15 protein-coding genes are annotated in these 14,624 nt (G+C 39.2%); 10 read left to right on the forward strand and 5 right to left on the reverse strand.

Translation table 11 applies throughout. From position 1 onward, the window contains the following. Nucleotides 1–2: 2 nt before the first annotated feature. On the reverse strand, nucleotides 3–1,142 hold the full coding sequence (locus AACZ87_RS17895; RefSeq protein WP_339869168.1) for a DUF4221 family protein: 1,140 nt from the start codon (nucleotides 1,140–1,142) through the stop codon (nucleotides 3–5). 565 nt (nucleotides 1,143–1,707) lie between these two features. Here AACZ87_RS17895 and AACZ87_RS17900 point away from each other — a divergent pair. The 8 genes from AACZ87_RS17900 to AACZ87_RS17935 all read left to right on the forward strand — a co-directional run bounded on the left by AACZ87_RS17900 (nucleotide 1,708) and on the right by AACZ87_RS17935 (nucleotide 9,321). Then, on the forward strand, nucleotides 1,708–2,883 hold the full coding sequence (locus AACZ87_RS17900) for an MFS transporter (protein ID WP_339869170.1): 1,176 nt from the start codon (nucleotides 1,708–1,710) through the stop codon (nucleotides 2,881–2,883). Further along, a complete protein-coding gene (locus AACZ87_RS17905; protein ID WP_339869172.1) occupies nucleotides 2,880–3,596 on the forward strand; it encodes an acyl-ACP thioesterase domain-containing protein in 717 nt (238 codons plus the stop codon). Before AACZ87_RS17900 ends, AACZ87_RS17905 begins: the two co-directional genes overlap by 4 nt. Before the next feature lie 105 nt (nucleotides 3,597–3,701). Then, entirely contained in the window at nucleotides 3,702–4,748 is a 1,047-nt protein-coding gene (locus tag AACZ87_RS17910) for a c-type cytochrome (RefSeq protein ID WP_339869174.1), read from the forward strand. Beyond that, nucleotides 4,745–6,091 carry a hypothetical protein gene (locus tag AACZ87_RS17915; protein WP_339869176.1) on the forward strand — a complete coding sequence of 449 codons (1,347 nt, stop codon included), beginning with the start codon at nucleotides 4,745–4,747 and terminating at the stop codon, nucleotides 6,089–6,091. Before AACZ87_RS17910 ends, AACZ87_RS17915 begins: the two co-directional genes overlap by 4 nt. 531 nt (nucleotides 6,092–6,622) lie before the next feature. Next, nucleotides 6,623–7,615 carry an acyl-CoA desaturase gene (locus AACZ87_RS17920; protein WP_339869178.1) on the forward strand — a complete coding sequence of 331 codons (993 nt, stop codon included), beginning with the start codon at nucleotides 6,623–6,625 and terminating at the stop codon, nucleotides 7,613–7,615. Nucleotides 7,616–7,621: 6 nt separating this feature from the next. Beyond that, nucleotides 7,622–8,824 (forward strand): DEAD/DEAH box helicase, encoded by a 1,203-nt coding sequence (locus tag AACZ87_RS17925; RefSeq protein WP_339869180.1) that lies wholly within the window; start codon nucleotides 7,622–7,624, stop codon nucleotides 8,822–8,824. A gap of 9 nt (nucleotides 8,825–8,833) precedes the next feature. Next, nucleotides 8,834–9,121 carry a cold-shock protein gene (locus AACZ87_RS17930; protein ID WP_339869182.1) on the forward strand — a complete coding sequence of 96 codons (288 nt, stop codon included), beginning with the start codon at nucleotides 8,834–8,836 and terminating at the stop codon, nucleotides 9,119–9,121. Nucleotides 9,122–9,126: 5 nt separating this feature from the next. After that, nucleotides 9,127–9,321: a cold-shock protein gene (locus tag AACZ87_RS17935; RefSeq protein ID WP_086501652.1), complete on the forward strand. Its 195-nt coding sequence runs from the start codon at nucleotides 9,127–9,129 to the stop codon at nucleotides 9,319–9,321. 136 nt (nucleotides 9,322–9,457) lie between these two features. Here AACZ87_RS17935 and AACZ87_RS17940 read toward each other — a convergent pair whose 3' ends face one another. Together AACZ87_RS17940 and AACZ87_RS17945 are read right to left on the reverse strand one after the other, a co-directional pair. Then, on the reverse strand, nucleotides 9,458–10,459 hold the full coding sequence (locus tag AACZ87_RS17940) for a 2-hydroxyacid dehydrogenase (RefSeq protein WP_339869183.1): 1,002 nt from the start codon (nucleotides 10,457–10,459) through the stop codon (nucleotides 9,458–9,460). Nucleotides 10,460–10,461: 2 nt separating this feature from the next. Beyond that, complete coding sequence (locus AACZ87_RS17945; RefSeq protein ID WP_339869185.1) at nucleotides 10,462–11,640, reverse strand: hypothetical protein; 1,179 nt, start codon at nucleotides 11,638–11,640, stop codon at nucleotides 10,462–10,464. Nucleotides 11,641–11,789: 149 nt separating this feature from the next. On the opposite strand from AACZ87_RS17945, the gene AACZ87_RS17950 reads away from it, so the two are divergent. Next, nucleotides 11,790–12,218, forward strand: coding sequence for a Dabb family protein (locus AACZ87_RS17950; RefSeq protein WP_339869187.1), 429 nt, complete (start codon nucleotides 11,790–11,792; stop codon nucleotides 12,216–12,218). Here the strand turns inward: AACZ87_RS17950 and AACZ87_RS17955 are convergent, their stop codons facing one another. After that, entirely contained in the window at nucleotides 12,219–12,626 is a 408-nt protein-coding gene (locus AACZ87_RS17955; protein ID WP_339869189.1) for a hypothetical protein, read from the reverse strand. Between the two features lie 129 nt (nucleotides 12,627–12,755). Further along, the gene (gene msrA, locus AACZ87_RS17960) at nucleotides 12,756–13,826 is read right to left on the reverse strand and encodes a peptide-methionine (S)-S-oxide reductase MsrA (protein ID WP_339869191.1); all 1,071 of its coding nucleotides are present in this window, start codon (nucleotides 13,824–13,826) and stop codon (nucleotides 12,756–12,758) included. Between the two features lie 212 nt (nucleotides 13,827–14,038). Here msrA and AACZ87_RS17965 point away from each other — a divergent pair, with 212 nt between their 5' ends. Beyond that, complete coding sequence (locus AACZ87_RS17965) at nucleotides 14,039–14,623, forward strand: outer membrane beta-barrel protein (protein WP_339869193.1); 585 nt, start codon at nucleotides 14,039–14,041, stop codon at nucleotides 14,621–14,623. Nucleotide 14,624 lies beyond the last annotated feature (1 nt).

Here is a 14,624-nt window from a genome sequence, read left to right on the forward strand (position 1 = left end):
CTTTAATCAATATATTTAAATGAATGGATTTCAAACACATCTTCTTGTGCGTTAGGTCGATCAGGGTGATTTGCAAAAAGATTTAAACCATTTTCATCAATAAAAAAAAGATGAGGTAAGTAGGTGTTTCTTGGAGTTTTATATTCTCCTATCAATTTGAATTCATCATTGTATATGTTAATCACATAATATGGTAAATACCTAGCTATGTTAGTTAAGGGTTTGTCACTTGGTATTTCATCTCCAGGCCACCCAAACTCATAATAAATTCCTTGATGCGAGTCGTATGCAAATGCGAATGTTTTGGCTGATTGATAGTATTTTCTCTGAAATGTATCTAGATCCATCATAGAAGCTCCAGCTAGATGATCGTTCGTGTAGTTTTTTAACAAATTGCTCTCTAGGACATATTCTTTAGTAGAGTAATTTTCAAGATTAAACTCATAAAGTATCCTGCTATCGTAATGCTTTGCATAAATGAATTTGTCTCTTATCCAGAAAGCAGTGCCAAACTGTACTTGATTTTCTTGAAGGATTGAATTTGAAAGTTGAAATGGTAATATTCTTGATTCGCTATTTTGAAGATCAATTTCAATAAAGGGATAGTATTCTTTTAACCTGGCTTCTGATATTGAGGAAAACTCAGGACGGTAACTTTGATTGAGCGCGATTATTTTTTTTCCAAAAGATTTAAAATTAACACCGAAAGTTGAGAAGGAGATTGCTGGTGAAAGATCTATTGAATCAGTATAGTAGTCGTATTGATTTAAAATTTCTCCCTTCATATTGATTAAATAAATAAGGTGATTCCCCGCTTTGGGTATAAGAATGGAGTCTTCATTAAAGATGTGAAAACCCATTGCTGTTCCCACGCCATTGGGGCCTTCATAATCATAGTTTAAAAAATTAATTTGTGATAGATCTTTCAAATCCAATCGAGTAATTGATCCTCTGTTCTGATTCCACCAGTAAATAAAGCCATCACTATATTGCATAGAATGTGTTACAGGTGCTATCTCTTCATTGATATATAATGTTGTGCTATCAGATAACACCAATGTTCCGAAAGAACTTTTTTCAGAGTTTTGTTGACATGAAAAATAAATGATTGTAGTACTAAATAGTAAAAGGAGTCGCTTCATTTTAATTTTAAATATGAAATAGTCCGGGAACTCCCGGACTATTTATTCATGCATTATTCTACAACAGGTACTTCACAATCAGGTGCAGGAACGGCACAATACGGATTTCCTGGGCTCTTACCACACATTTCAGTTTCAGGAATCCAATTACACCAGGTTGCTTGTGCTTCACTGATTGTAGGAAGTAACGCTACTAAGCTGAAGAGAAACAGCCCACCGGTTATTTTAATTAAGTGTTTTCTTATGTTTATAATGGTTAAATGTTCACTTAAAAATATGTTGAACGAAACCTAAAGTTCAATTAAATAGTATAAAGTGCATTTTTAGTATTCGATCGGCTAATGGGGGGGGGGGAATGGTGGGATTAATCAAAAACTTTTTTAATAATAAAGCGAACAATAAATATGGCGGTAACGATTACGGCTCCTGCTATGACCAATTCCATGTGTGTTAGATAAGGTTAGTGAGACTAAGGTAACTAGTTTTTAGAGGCAATGTTCTCGATCTCACGTGATTTTGAACGAATGTTCCGTACTTTTGTGGGCCTCTTAAACCACCTATTTACATGAACACACTTTCCAAAAGACGAGTTGCCCTAGGGGCTTTTTTCTTTTTCGTCGGACTTTGCTTCGCTTCTTGGGCAGCACGAATTCCGGACATTCAAGCCAAGTTTGATCTCTCAGAAGGTCAATTGGGGACTTTGTTGTTGTTTTTGCCGTTGGGATCTGTCATAGGTTTGCCTATTGCAGGCTGGGCGGTGCACCAATTTGGAAGCCGTACGGTAGTTATGTTCGGAGCTTTTGCTTATGCCATGACTTTGCCTTTAATAGGTTTGGCGCCTACTACTTGGTTTTTAATTCCTGTTCTGATTCTTTATGGGATGCTCGGGAATGTGATGAATATCTCGCTGAATACGCAGGCATTAGGATTGGAAGATGAGATGGGGAAAAGCATCCTGGCTTCCTTTCATGGCTTGTGGAGTTTGGCGGGGTTTTCTGGAGCTGGTCTGGGTGCTTTGATGATATTCATTGGCTTTTCACCTGCGCAGCATTACTTCGTGGTAATGGCGATTTCGATTACAATTATACTTTCTGCACAGCGCTATATTATTAAGGATAAGAAAGTCTCTGAAGGTGGCGGAGGTTTAGTGTTGAAAAAACCAGATGCACTACTGATGAGAATCAGCTTGATAGCTTTTCTCGGGATGATGGCCGAGGGTTGTATGTTTGATTGGTCTGGAGTTTATTTCAAAAAAGTAATTCAATCAGATCCTTCATTAATCGCTTTGGGCTATGTCGCATTCATGGGAACCATGGCAGCGGGGAGATTTATTACGGATAAAGTTGCTGCTAGGTATACAAAAGTTGAAGTGATCCAAGTGAGTGGTGTTTTGATCTTTATTGGACTGAGTTTAGCTGTGGTGTTCCCTACTGTACTTATTGCTACAGCTGGATTTTTACTGGTTGGTCTAGGAGTGGCTTCAATAATTCCGTTATCCTACAGCATCGCAGGTAGATCCAAGTTGTATTCGCCAAGTGTCGCATTGGCGTTGGTTTCTACGATTTCATTTTTTGGGTTTTTGCTTGGCCCGCCTATGATCGGATTTATTGCAGAATTATTTAATTTAAAAGTGTCTTTTGCACTAATTGCAGTAGCTGGATTGGGAATCACCTTGCTTTCAAGTGTCAGAAAAGCTGTTTTTCTTATTCCGGTCAAGCCTTCACCTAACCGAACTAAATGAGTTTGAATCCTTCCTTTCAGTTTCAAAAAGATTTTGAAGTTCGTTCCTATCAGGTCGATCCAGATGGGAAGTTGAGCTTGACGGCATTGTCAAATTTGTTTCAGGAAATCGCTTGGCGACATGCTGATTCGGCTGATTTTGGAAGGAACCTACAAGAGCAGAATCTCTCTTGGATTCTTTCCCGAATAGAGATTAAATGTGAGAACTTGCCTTCATGGGGAGATTCGATCAAGGTTTATACTGCAGGAAGGGGTGTTGATAAGCTTTTTGCATTTCGTGAATTTTTAATCACCAATCCTGAAGGAGACGTTTTAGCCCGAGGGATGAGTTCATGGGTTTTGATGAATGTCGTTACAAAAAGGATTTTTAGACCAGAAAATGCATTGCCACCAGAACTTTTTGATCCTGAAGAAAAACCTGCTTGGCAGCCAGAAAAGATCAGGCTCAAGGGAGCGCTTATAACTAGTGAGAAATTGAAAGTGAGGCATTCTGATTTGGACTTGAATAATCATGTTAACAATACCAGCTATGTATGCTGGGTGGAAAATATCCTTAGAGAGAATAACTGTCACACGCTTCCATTTTTGATTAATTATCTGGCAGAATGTGTCATGGGTGATGTTTTGGATATTCATTTGTACCAAGATCAAGGCCGTTTTATGGTTGAGGGAATTGTGGGTGATAAGCAGGTGTTTTTGGCTGAGGCTAAATAATTACCAGATAATTAAGTAATAACTCGCTTTTTTGAATTGCAACGTGATCTTCATCACATGCATTAAGGATCATTAATTTCATTTTTGTAGCTTCATTGTAGAACTATGAATCAGACATCTAATCCTTTATTGAAATTGTTTCCGCTGATCGCTGGGCTAATCATGACGGTGGTTATTTTAGCAACCTTAGTTGGTGGTATTTTATATTTTGATCAAGTCGGTTTGAAATTACCAACTGAGGCTTTGGCTGATGTGGCTGAAACAGGCCTCCCTCAAAAGTCAACTACTTTAATGGACCCTGTCGGGATGTGGATTGCACCAGATTGGAGCAAAGTAGATTCCGAACCAAATGCTGAGGATATAAAGTATGGAAAAGAATTGATCGCAAATACTTCAGAATACCTTGGGCCAAAAGGAAAAGTAAGGAAGATTTCGAATGGGTTGAATTGTCAAAATTGCCACTTGCAGGCCGGGACAGTGCCTTTGGGTAATAACTATTCTGCAGCCAAGAGCACCTATCCAAAAGTGCGCGGTAGATCGGGGAAATCAGAAGATATTCAATTGAGAATCAATGGTTGCTTTCAAAGAAGTCTCAACGGTGAGGTATTGGCAAATGATAGTAAGGAAATGATAGCCATGGTCGCCTATATGAATTGGCTAGGGCAAGATGTTCCAAATGGGGAAAAGCCAAAAGGTGCTGGACTGTATGAGGTTCCTTTGCTCGATAGAGCTGCTGATCCGATTAAGGGTAAAACGATTTATGAAAGGCTATGTGTAGCCTGCCACATGATTGATGGACAAGGGGTGGAGAAATCAGATGGAAGTGGTTATACCTATCCGCCGCTTTGGGGAGAACATAGCTATAATCAGGGAGCGGGACTTTTTAGATTGTCTAGGTTTGCTGGGTACGTAAAAGCGAATATGCCTTTCGGGGCAACCTATGACAATCCAATGCTCTCAGATGAAGAGTCTTGGGATGTAGCGGCTTATGTAAATAGTTTGGATAGGCCGAAAAAACATTTTCCTGATGACTGGCCAGATATTTCCAAAAAACCGATGGATCATCCTTTTGGGCCGTATTCAGATGAATTTTCAGAGGAACAGCATAAGTTTGGCCCGTTTCAGGCGATCAAAGAAGCTGTAAGCAAATGAGAAAATTCTTATTTGGATTACTCATTTTTATCCCGTTTCTATCTTTTTCGCAGCAAATTGAGAAAAAGCTTAAAGTCTCACCTGATGTCCATTTCCGGATGTTTTGGATGAGTACAAGCTACTCTGATCCCTATAAGGATGATTATGCTTTAGGTACAAGTTTAAACTTAGGTACAACACTCACCTATTCTGAACATTGGAAGTTTCGTGTTGGCTACAGGATATTTGCAAATCTGTGGAGTAGCGATCTGACGGCTCCGGATCCTGTAAGTGGTGGAGAGAATAGGTACGAAGTTGGTTTGTTTGATTTGTTAGATCAAGACGACAGGTTTTTTGGTAAATTGGAAAACCTATCATTAACCTACTCAAAAGAAAGCTGGGGGATTTCCGCAGGAAGAATAGCTATCAATGAAGATTGGATTAATGCGCAAGATGGGAGGCTTTCACCTACTGGAATAGAAGGCGCAAATGCCTGGTTAGTCACGGATAGTAAATGGAAGTTTTCTGTTTGGGGGATTGGAAAGGTGAGCGTACGAGGAACGAGTGAATGGCTGTCAGTTGGAGAAAGCATTGGTGTTTTTCCCGTCGGGAGAGATCCAGATGGAGAAGCTTCCCAATACGCTGGAAAGACAGAAAGTGACTGGATTGGGATTGCAGAAGTCGCCAAAGATTGGGAAGGATTTAATTTGAGTGCTTCGAATACGCTAGTTCAAAACATTTCAAACACACTTTGGGCACAAGGAGAAAAAAGATGGAAGAACGAGCAAGCCGGAATTACTTGGCTTTGGGGAGTTCAAGCTGGATTTCAGTCAGGTTTGGGAGCTGGCGGGAATTCTGATCCTATTTTTCAATACAAGAACCCTGAAGACAGAAATTGGGCTTTTTCTACCAGATTTGGCTATAAAAAGTCTGCTTGGGATTTACATTTGAATTATACCAAAACAGGAGGGCGAGGGATTTGGCTCAGTCCTAGAGAGTGGGGGAAAGATGCTTGGTATACTTTTATTCCCAGGGAAAGAAATGAAGGCTTTAGCTACTTGGATGCGCTCGTTGCTTTTGCAGAGTATACTTTTCCTAATACAGCATTAAGTGCATTTGCTCATTTTGGTTTTCACTGGCTGCCTCCTTTGAATGCTCCTTCGGAAAATAAATACAACATGCCATCCTATCGGCAAATAAACTTGGGAGTGAAATATGCTCCCAAATCAATCCGGAAGCTCGATTTTCAGTTGTTGGTCATGAATAAGGAAAGTATAGGCAACCAACGTTTAAACCCAAATCAAATTTATAATAAGGTGGGTATGATTCACGTTAATGGGATTGTGAATTGGAGATGGAATTGATTCTGGAAAAGGTTCGATACGACTATTTAAATTCTGGCATAGTGATTTGTAAATGATATTAGGTGCTTTTATTGACCAGTGAAGTATGCAACTTCTTGGTTTTTTGAAGTCTAATTATTTATTTAGAGTGAAGAGATGAGGTAGTATTGAGGCGTAATTAGGATATACGAAATCTTCTCCTCACCTTTGTACGCATAAAGGCGATGTCTTCGGATAACCTTTTTACTTGAAATAGAGTATGCGTTGATTATCAACCTGCTTAAGTAGCAAATTCAAGAGTTTCCCCTCGCAAGGTTTTAATTCTTCATCTTCCTACTTTTTTAATTCAAAAGAACTGGTCAAATCCAATCTTGGAATTAAAATCTGCAGAGAAAATCCCACGGGAAACATTAGTATTTATAATTTAATTTCAGTGCCATTAAGACAGTAAGGTTCTCAGAATCAGAATTATCTGAATTCTCCCAAACACTAAGACAGAGAGTTTATGGACATTTCAAGTCCACAAACAAATCTAAGTATGGAAATACTCAGATGGTCATCAAGTCAATCATCTTGATTTCCTTGTTTGTCGTGCCTCTTATTTTAGTGATTACCGGTGTTGCTTCTACCACACCTCAGTTGTTTGGATGCTTTTTCATATCGGCGATCGGTATGGCAGGAGTAGGAATGGGAGTGATGCATGACGCTGTTCATGGATCTTATTCAAAGCATAAAAGTGTAAATACGTGGGTTGGCTATACGCTGGATATGGTGGGCGCTAGTTCAATGGTATGGCACTTGCAGCACAATGTACTTCATCATAGCTATACAAATATTCACGAGCATGATGACGACATCAATGCACCCTTCTTTTTGAGGTTTACCCCTGATGTGCCGGTGACTCCTATGCACAAATACCAACATTTGTATGCTTGGTTCTTCTACTCTCTATCTACACTTTCCTGGGTGACTGCAAAAGACTTCATCAGATTTACGAGATATTATAACAGAGGCTTAGTAAAAGGCGGTGAGAAAGCGTATAGAAAGGGGATTATTAAATTGATATTCCTTAAACTAGCCTACTTCTCTGTCGTATTGGGGTTGCCGATTATATTTTCGCCATTCTCTATTGGAATGATCATTCTTGCATTTATTATGATGCACTTTGTGACAGGACTAGTCATTACGATGGTGTTCCAAATTGCGCATATAGTAGAGGATGTAGATTTTCCTAAGGCTGATACCGACGGAGTAGTAGAAGGCGAGAGAATTTTACATCAATTGGCTACCACTTGTAATTTTGCTCCAAATAATAAGGTTTTATTCTGGTTTGTTGGAGGATTGAATTATCAAGTTGAGCATCATTTATTTCCTGACATTTGCCATGTGCATTATAGGGAAATTGCACCTATAGTAAAGGCTACCGCGGAAGAATTTAATGTGCCTTACTATTCAAAACCACATTTTTTATTGGCTGTATTGGATCATTTTAAAATGCTCTATGTATTGGGGAATTCTCCCGAAGTAGAGCCAGTTAAAGCCTAATTAATTATGAATAACAATAGAAATAGTAATACAAGACCAGCAGCTAACCAAAGACGTAATGCACGTCCTGCGGGAAGACCAGGTCAAAATAAAAAGAAGGAATCCAAGCTTGATCCTAACTTGTTTGTCAAAAAGGCACAGCCTAGCGGACAGCAGGGATTTCGTTCGGAGACTCCATTTAAAAGTGTCAAGCTCAATGCTTCGTTGTTGAGAAATCTTGAGGCAAAAGGTTATGAAAGCATGACCAATATTCAAGAGCAAGCTATTCCGTCCCTGATGGAAAGAAGAGATTTGCTTGGGATTTCAAATACAGGTTCGGGTAAGACTGGAGCTTTTTTGATTCCTATTATTGAGCATGCAAAGCTAGATCCCCAGAATTTCACTGCTTTGATCGTAACACCTACTCGTGAGTTGGCACTGCAGATCGAAGAAGAATTCAAAAGCCTGAGCAAAGGAATGAATTTGTATTCCAACACATTTATAGGTGGAACGAATATCAATTCAGACTTCAAGGCTTTGAGCAGAAAGCTTCACGTAATCGTAGGTACTCCTGGTAGATTGTTGGATCTTTCAAACCGTAAACTATTGCATCTCAATCGAGTAAATACTCTTGTGTTGGATGAGTTTGATAGGATGCTGGATATGGGTTTTGTTCATGATGTGAAAAAACTCGTAAATTTGATGACGAAGAGAAGTCAGACAATGCTCTTCTCTGCGACTTTAGAACCAAGTCAAAAAGCACTGATCGATGGGTTGCTTAACAATCCAGTAGAGATCAAAGTAAATACTGGGGGAACAACCAGTGAAAATGTAGATCAAGAAATTATTCGTGTGCCGGAAGGCAAGAATAAGTTTGATATACTTGCTGATTTATTTAAAGGAAATGAGTTGGAGAAGGTGATTATTTTCACTGAAACCAAAAGACTCGCAGATAAGTTAAGCAAGCAATTAAATCAGTCCGGAATAAAATCTGGGTTGATTCATGGAAACAAATCTCAGAATTTCAGAAATAGAACGATCGATGAGTTCAAAACTGGAATGACTCGAGTACTGGTAGCAACCGATGTAGCTGCCAGAGGTATAGACGTAGCTGATGTATCCCATGTGATCAACTTTCAGCTTCCCATGTCTATGGATAGTTATATCCACAGAATAGGCCGGACAGGTCGGGCCGGAAAAACCGGTAAGGCCATAACATTTGTCAATTAAAATCGCGATATGTCAAAAAACCAGAACACATTCATTAAAAAGCAAAAAGCAGAACTTAAGAAAAGAAAAAAGAGAGAAAAGCAAGAGAAGATGGCTGCTCGTAAAGATCAGCCGAAAAGCGGAGATCTGGACGATATGATTGCGTACGTGGATGAGTTTGGTAACATCTCAGACACTCCGCCAGAACCAGAACCACCGAAAAAAGAAAACCCGCAAAGGAAAGAGAATCCTCCTCGTAGAGATTATCCGAACAATGCACAACAACAAAATAATAGAAACACCAATTTAAAAAGTTAGTAATCATGAATGAAGGAACAGTAAAATTCTTTAACACAACCAAAGGTTTTGGTTTTATTACACCAGCAGACAACAGTGAAGATGTATTTGTACACCACTCAGGTCTAGTACACGAAATCCGTGAGAACGATCACGTTACTTATGACGTAGTTCAAGGTAAAAAAGGCGTTAACGCTGTGAACGTGAAAGTAGCTAAGTAATTCCTATCGGGCTTGCCCAATTAGAAATACAAAGTTTAATGCCTGCAGATCTCTGATTTGCAGGCATTTTTTTGTGCTTTTTGGAATTGATGTTTGATAGCTTATTTCTTATAATTTGAATTTCAATCTCAATACGTCACTCACTTTTCCACTTGATTTCATTACTCAGATCTCCTCCGGCTGCTAGTTCATCTAAGTTTTGAAGCGTGATTTTCGCGATTTGTGCTAAAGCCTCCTGAGTAAGAAACGCTTGGTGCCCTGTGATTAGCACGTTGGGGAAAGTCATCAGCCGTGCGATTTGCTCATCCAGCACGATGGTTTCTGATAGGTTCTGAAAAAATAGGTTTTCTTCCTGCTCATATACATCGATTCCTAAATTGCCTACTTTGCGGGTTTTCAATGCCTTGATTACCGATTTTGTTTCAATCAATGCTCCTCTGCTTGTGTTGAGGATGACAACTCCATTTTTCATCTTGCTCAGCGTGGTAGAGTTTATCAAATGAAAAGTATCAGGTGTCAAAGGGCAATGAAGTGAAATGATATCACTTTGAGCAAATAGCTCGTCTAAAGTCAGGTAAGTAACACCAAGCTTTTTAAGCTCCTCATTTTCATAAATGTCATGTGCAAGCAGTTTGCAGCCTATTCCTAGCATGATTTCACAAAAGGCTTTTCCAATAGCACCTGTCCCTATTACTCCTACAGTTTTACCGTGTATATTGAACCCAGTAAGTCCTTCGATGGAATAGTTATTTTCTCTGACGCGGTTATAGGCTTTGTGAGTTTTACGGCTCAGGGTCATTAATAGTGCAAGTGCATGCTCGGCCACAGCTTCTGGACTATACGCTGGCACTCTACACAGTTTGAATCCTAGTTCCGCAGCTTTTTCCAGATTGACCTGATTGTATCCAGCGCATCTTAGGACAATGTTTTTTACACCCAATTCATCAAGTTTAATCAGAGTTTTTTCATCTAAATGATCATTTACAAACGAGCATATGGCATCATACCCTTCAGCTAAAGCGATGGTATTGCTGTCTAGTTTTGGTTCGAAATAGGTGAACTCGTGAGAATGATCGGGCAGATAATGATTGAAACTTTCTTTGTCGTAGGATTTGGTGCTGAAAAATGCCACTCTCATGGTCAGTTGGATTTTAGTTGATAGATAGAGAAGCGGGTAAACTCTTCTTCAATCTCCGAATTTTCTGGCTCTTGCACTAATAATTTCTGGTCTGGTAATGAAAGAACAACACTTCCATTTATTCCTAAAAGCTCCATTGTGACTTGTTCACCATTTTTGAAAATCACTATCCGCTGTTCATTTTTGTCAAATCGACCTAGATACGGAACCTCTTCCGTAGTTCTACTATCGTATTCTGATTGGGATATTCCTGTGAAATATTGGAGAAGGTAGGTGTGATCTCCCAAGTTGAAAAGCTTCTGATTTCTTGCGGAAAGTCTTCCCAAGGCAATTGCTCTTTCATCCGAAAAGGCAGTTTCTACAGGGACTGGTGAATATGTTAGGAATTCGGAATGAGTTATTGGGATTGATTTTTTTAATGTCATGCCAGGTAAATCATAAACCAATAGTTCGGTATCCAGATTTTGCACAAGCACCAATTCATTGTTGTCATGGTCTATGAAAAATGATTTCCCCATCAATTCTGGGTAGATGTTTTCTGTAACATTATAGATTGAATTGGCTTCATAAGGAACCACCGTTTTGATGGCTCCAGTTTGTAAATTCAATTGATAAAAATTCTGAAGTGTATCCTTTCCCTCTTGATTGTGAATAAGGTAGGTAGCGGTGAAGTAATTGCTTGGTCCCACCAAGAGAAAGGTGGTATCATTATGTTGGAAGTATGGAGGGCTTCCAAATGGTGTATTCGCCCGAACGGGAAGAGGAGAAGGAATTCTAAGTCTTTTTACAATCTCGTAGTTTTTATCATAGCTGATTAGCTCGAAAGGCAATTCGACTATTCGCTGCCCTTCAGGTCCAAATCCTAAACCAATTGGATTCCAGTTTCCATAATTTGATGGCCCATCACCTTTTCTATGGGCACGATTCAGAATCTCACCACTTTCGGAGATCTCCACTAGGTCATCTTCATTGATAGAATATCCCAAGAATATTTTTTCATTTGGATTGTAGTCTAAAATATTTACCCGGGTGAAATTATCAACTTGGAAAGAATCAATTTTGACCAATTCATAATTCTCCGCTTCACTTGTAGAAGTGTCTCTTGAATTGGAATTGCATCCTGATGTTATCGAAAGGATTATCAGGCTGAGTACTAATATGGAATAATACGGCTGTTTCATTTGTTTGAGTTTCGTAGATCTACTAAATTTTCGTTAAATATATAGAAAACATTTTAACCTTTCGATTACTTGGAAGTTGGGTTTATAAAGAGTTTTAGGTTTAGAATATTTTGGTGAATCTCCTTAGATTGGTCAAAAATCTATAACCTATGAAAAAATTACTCTATTTTCTTCCTTTAGTCTTAGCGCTTTCCTGCGCAGAAAAAGGAGAGAAACAAGTCGAAACAGAAATTAAAGAAATCCAAGAAGTAGTTATGCCAGCAAAACCAGATTCCGTCCTACGACACAATGTTTATTTCAGTTTTAAAGAAACTTCAACTCCTGAGGATATTCAAACAGTAGTAGATGCTTTCCGAAATCTTAAAAATGAAATTGACGGAATCGAAGATTTTGAATGGGGCGTTAACTCTAGTCCGGAAGAATTGAATCAAGGCCTGACACATGCTTTCACCTTGACTTTTTATTCTGAGGAAGCTAGAGACGCATATTTGCCACATCCAGCTCATGCGGCTTTCGGCGCTATTCTAGGTCCTCATTTGGATAAAGTAACCGTAGTTGATTACTGGACTCGTCCTTAATTATTGATCAAAGGGCAAGGCTGATCCGTCAGTTTTGCCCGCATTATTGACTGTGAGCACTTCGGTCACTACGAAGTTGCTGGTCCCTCTCCAAGGGAGCATTCCATTATATTCTTTGTAGCGAAGTTCTACAAACTTGCCTGAAGCTCTTTCTAGCTGCTCTGCGATCTCTGAGTCTACTACACTGAACCGAAACTCATTACTTTGCAATCCGCCAGCAGTTGGGCTCTGAAACCCTTCCTGAACAACGCGACCTTCGTAGGTTTTGAACACTACTCCTTTTTTCACGAAGTAATTTAAACTTCCGGCTTTTACCCCCTCACCGAACACGAAATAGAATTTATACCAAAAAATACCAGCTAATAATCCGATTATTACGATTCCGGCAATCCAAGCAAATTTTTTCATAGAGAGAATAAGTTTGGCTTAAAGATAGATATCGAGATGATTTTAATTTAAAAAATTACTTAAAATTAATCTATCACTTATCCTAAATAACAAATAAAGGCTGCTCAAAGGCAGCCTTTATTTGTTATATTAATCAACTAGCCAGAGATAATCGCCATAACCCTCAGCTTCCATTTCTTCCTTTGGTATAAATTTCATCGCAGCTGAATTCATGCAATACCTAAGGCTAGTTGGTTCTGGACCGTCATAGAAAACATGACCTAAATGACTGTCTCCAAACTTACTTCGGACTTCTACTCGGAGCATGCCCAGATCGTCGTCAGTTGGTTTTTCTAAAACTCTAGCATCAATAGGCTTGGTGAAGCTTGGCCAGCCTGATCCTGATTCGTATTTGTCTTTGGAGCTGAAAAGCGGAGCGCCTGATACGATATCGACATAAATTCCTTTGTCGTGATTTCCGTTGTATTCATTCTGAAAAGACATTTCAGTAGCATCTTCTTGCGTTACTTCATACTGCAAATCAGTCAAGGTCTTTTTCAACTCGGATTTTGGCGGAGCCTTATATTCTTTCTCACTAAGTTCCGGCCAATGTGCCTTGATGAATTTATCACGACCAGATCCATTTCTATACGAATAGTAATCCTGAGGGCTTTTTTTATAATAATCTTGGTGATACTCTTCTGCAGGATAGAAGTTGGTATATTTGATCAAAGGAGTCGCAATAGGCTTGTCGAATTTACCGGATTTATCAAGTAGCTTTTTGGATTCTTCGGCTACTTTCTTTTGCTCAGAGTCATGAAAGAAAATGGCTGATTCATATTGAGATCCTCTGTCATAGAAGGAACCTCCTACGTCTGTCGGATCAAAAGTCTGCCAGAATATGTCTACCAATTCAGAATAACTGATTACTTCTGGGTCAAATGTGATTTGAACTGACTCTCTGTGAGAAGTCTTTCCGCTGGATACTTCACCGTATGTAGGGTTTTTTTCTTTGCCTCCGGCATAGCCCGAAATTACCGTAATTACGCCGTCTATTCCCTCAAATGGAGCTTCTACACACCAGAAACATCCGCCAGCAAATGTAGCTAGCTCGGTGTTTCCATTATAGTTAGCAAGTTTGTCTGTGTCTGCAGTTGATTCTTGACTTTGCACCGCAGTGTTACCGCAGGCAAACATCAGCGCTAGGATGAGAGATAGCATGGGTGTAGTAAGTTTATTTGAACTAAACATGTTTTTGGTTCTTTTTTTGTTTTGGATGATATAGAAAACATTTTAATCTAAACTCAATTTACGTGATTCTGTTTGAGAGTTTATTTACTATTATGGTTCCAATGCATTGAAATACGAGTTGAGATCAAACTCGGTTTGTCTTGCAGCTTACATTTTACCAAATTTCACTAAGCCTGAATCTCATGAAAAAGCTACTACTATTCTTTTTTGTTTTGTGTTCGCTGGTTTGTATACAAGCAAAAGCACAGCACAAAGGTTCGGGTTTTGGGGTTAAGGGAGGCTTGAGCTATAGCACTTCAGGAAAGTATTTCAAAGATGCTGGGTCAATCTGGAAAAGTCCAGGTAGTTCCGCGGGTTACCAAGTTGGAGCTTTTTATAAATTGGCGTCTTATGATATTTTCCTGCGACCGGAATTGCTCTATACACATTCCCAGTTTGAATCAGGCTTAGGTGAAGTCAAGACCAACCGATTGGATGCGCCAGTGATGGTAGGAATGCATCTATTTAAACTATTCACAGTAGTAGGCGGGCCTTCTTTCCACTACCTATTGAATGACAACTACGATGATTTTTTTGAAACTCCCTCTGAAAAAGACTTGCTTTTTGGATACCAGTTTGGCTTGGGGCTAAATTTTGGACCGGTGGGATTAGACTTGCGATACGAACGCGTACTGAATGACCAAAAATTAAATTTGGATCAGGTTATCAAAAGGAAAGATGATTTCAGGTCAGAGCAAGTGATTTTGGGACTTTCGTATCAGTTCTAAT

The organism is uncultured Algoriphagus sp. (assembly GCF_963974365.1).
Classification (GTDB): Bacteria; Bacteroidota; Bacteroidia; order Cytophagales; family Cyclobacteriaceae; genus Algoriphagus.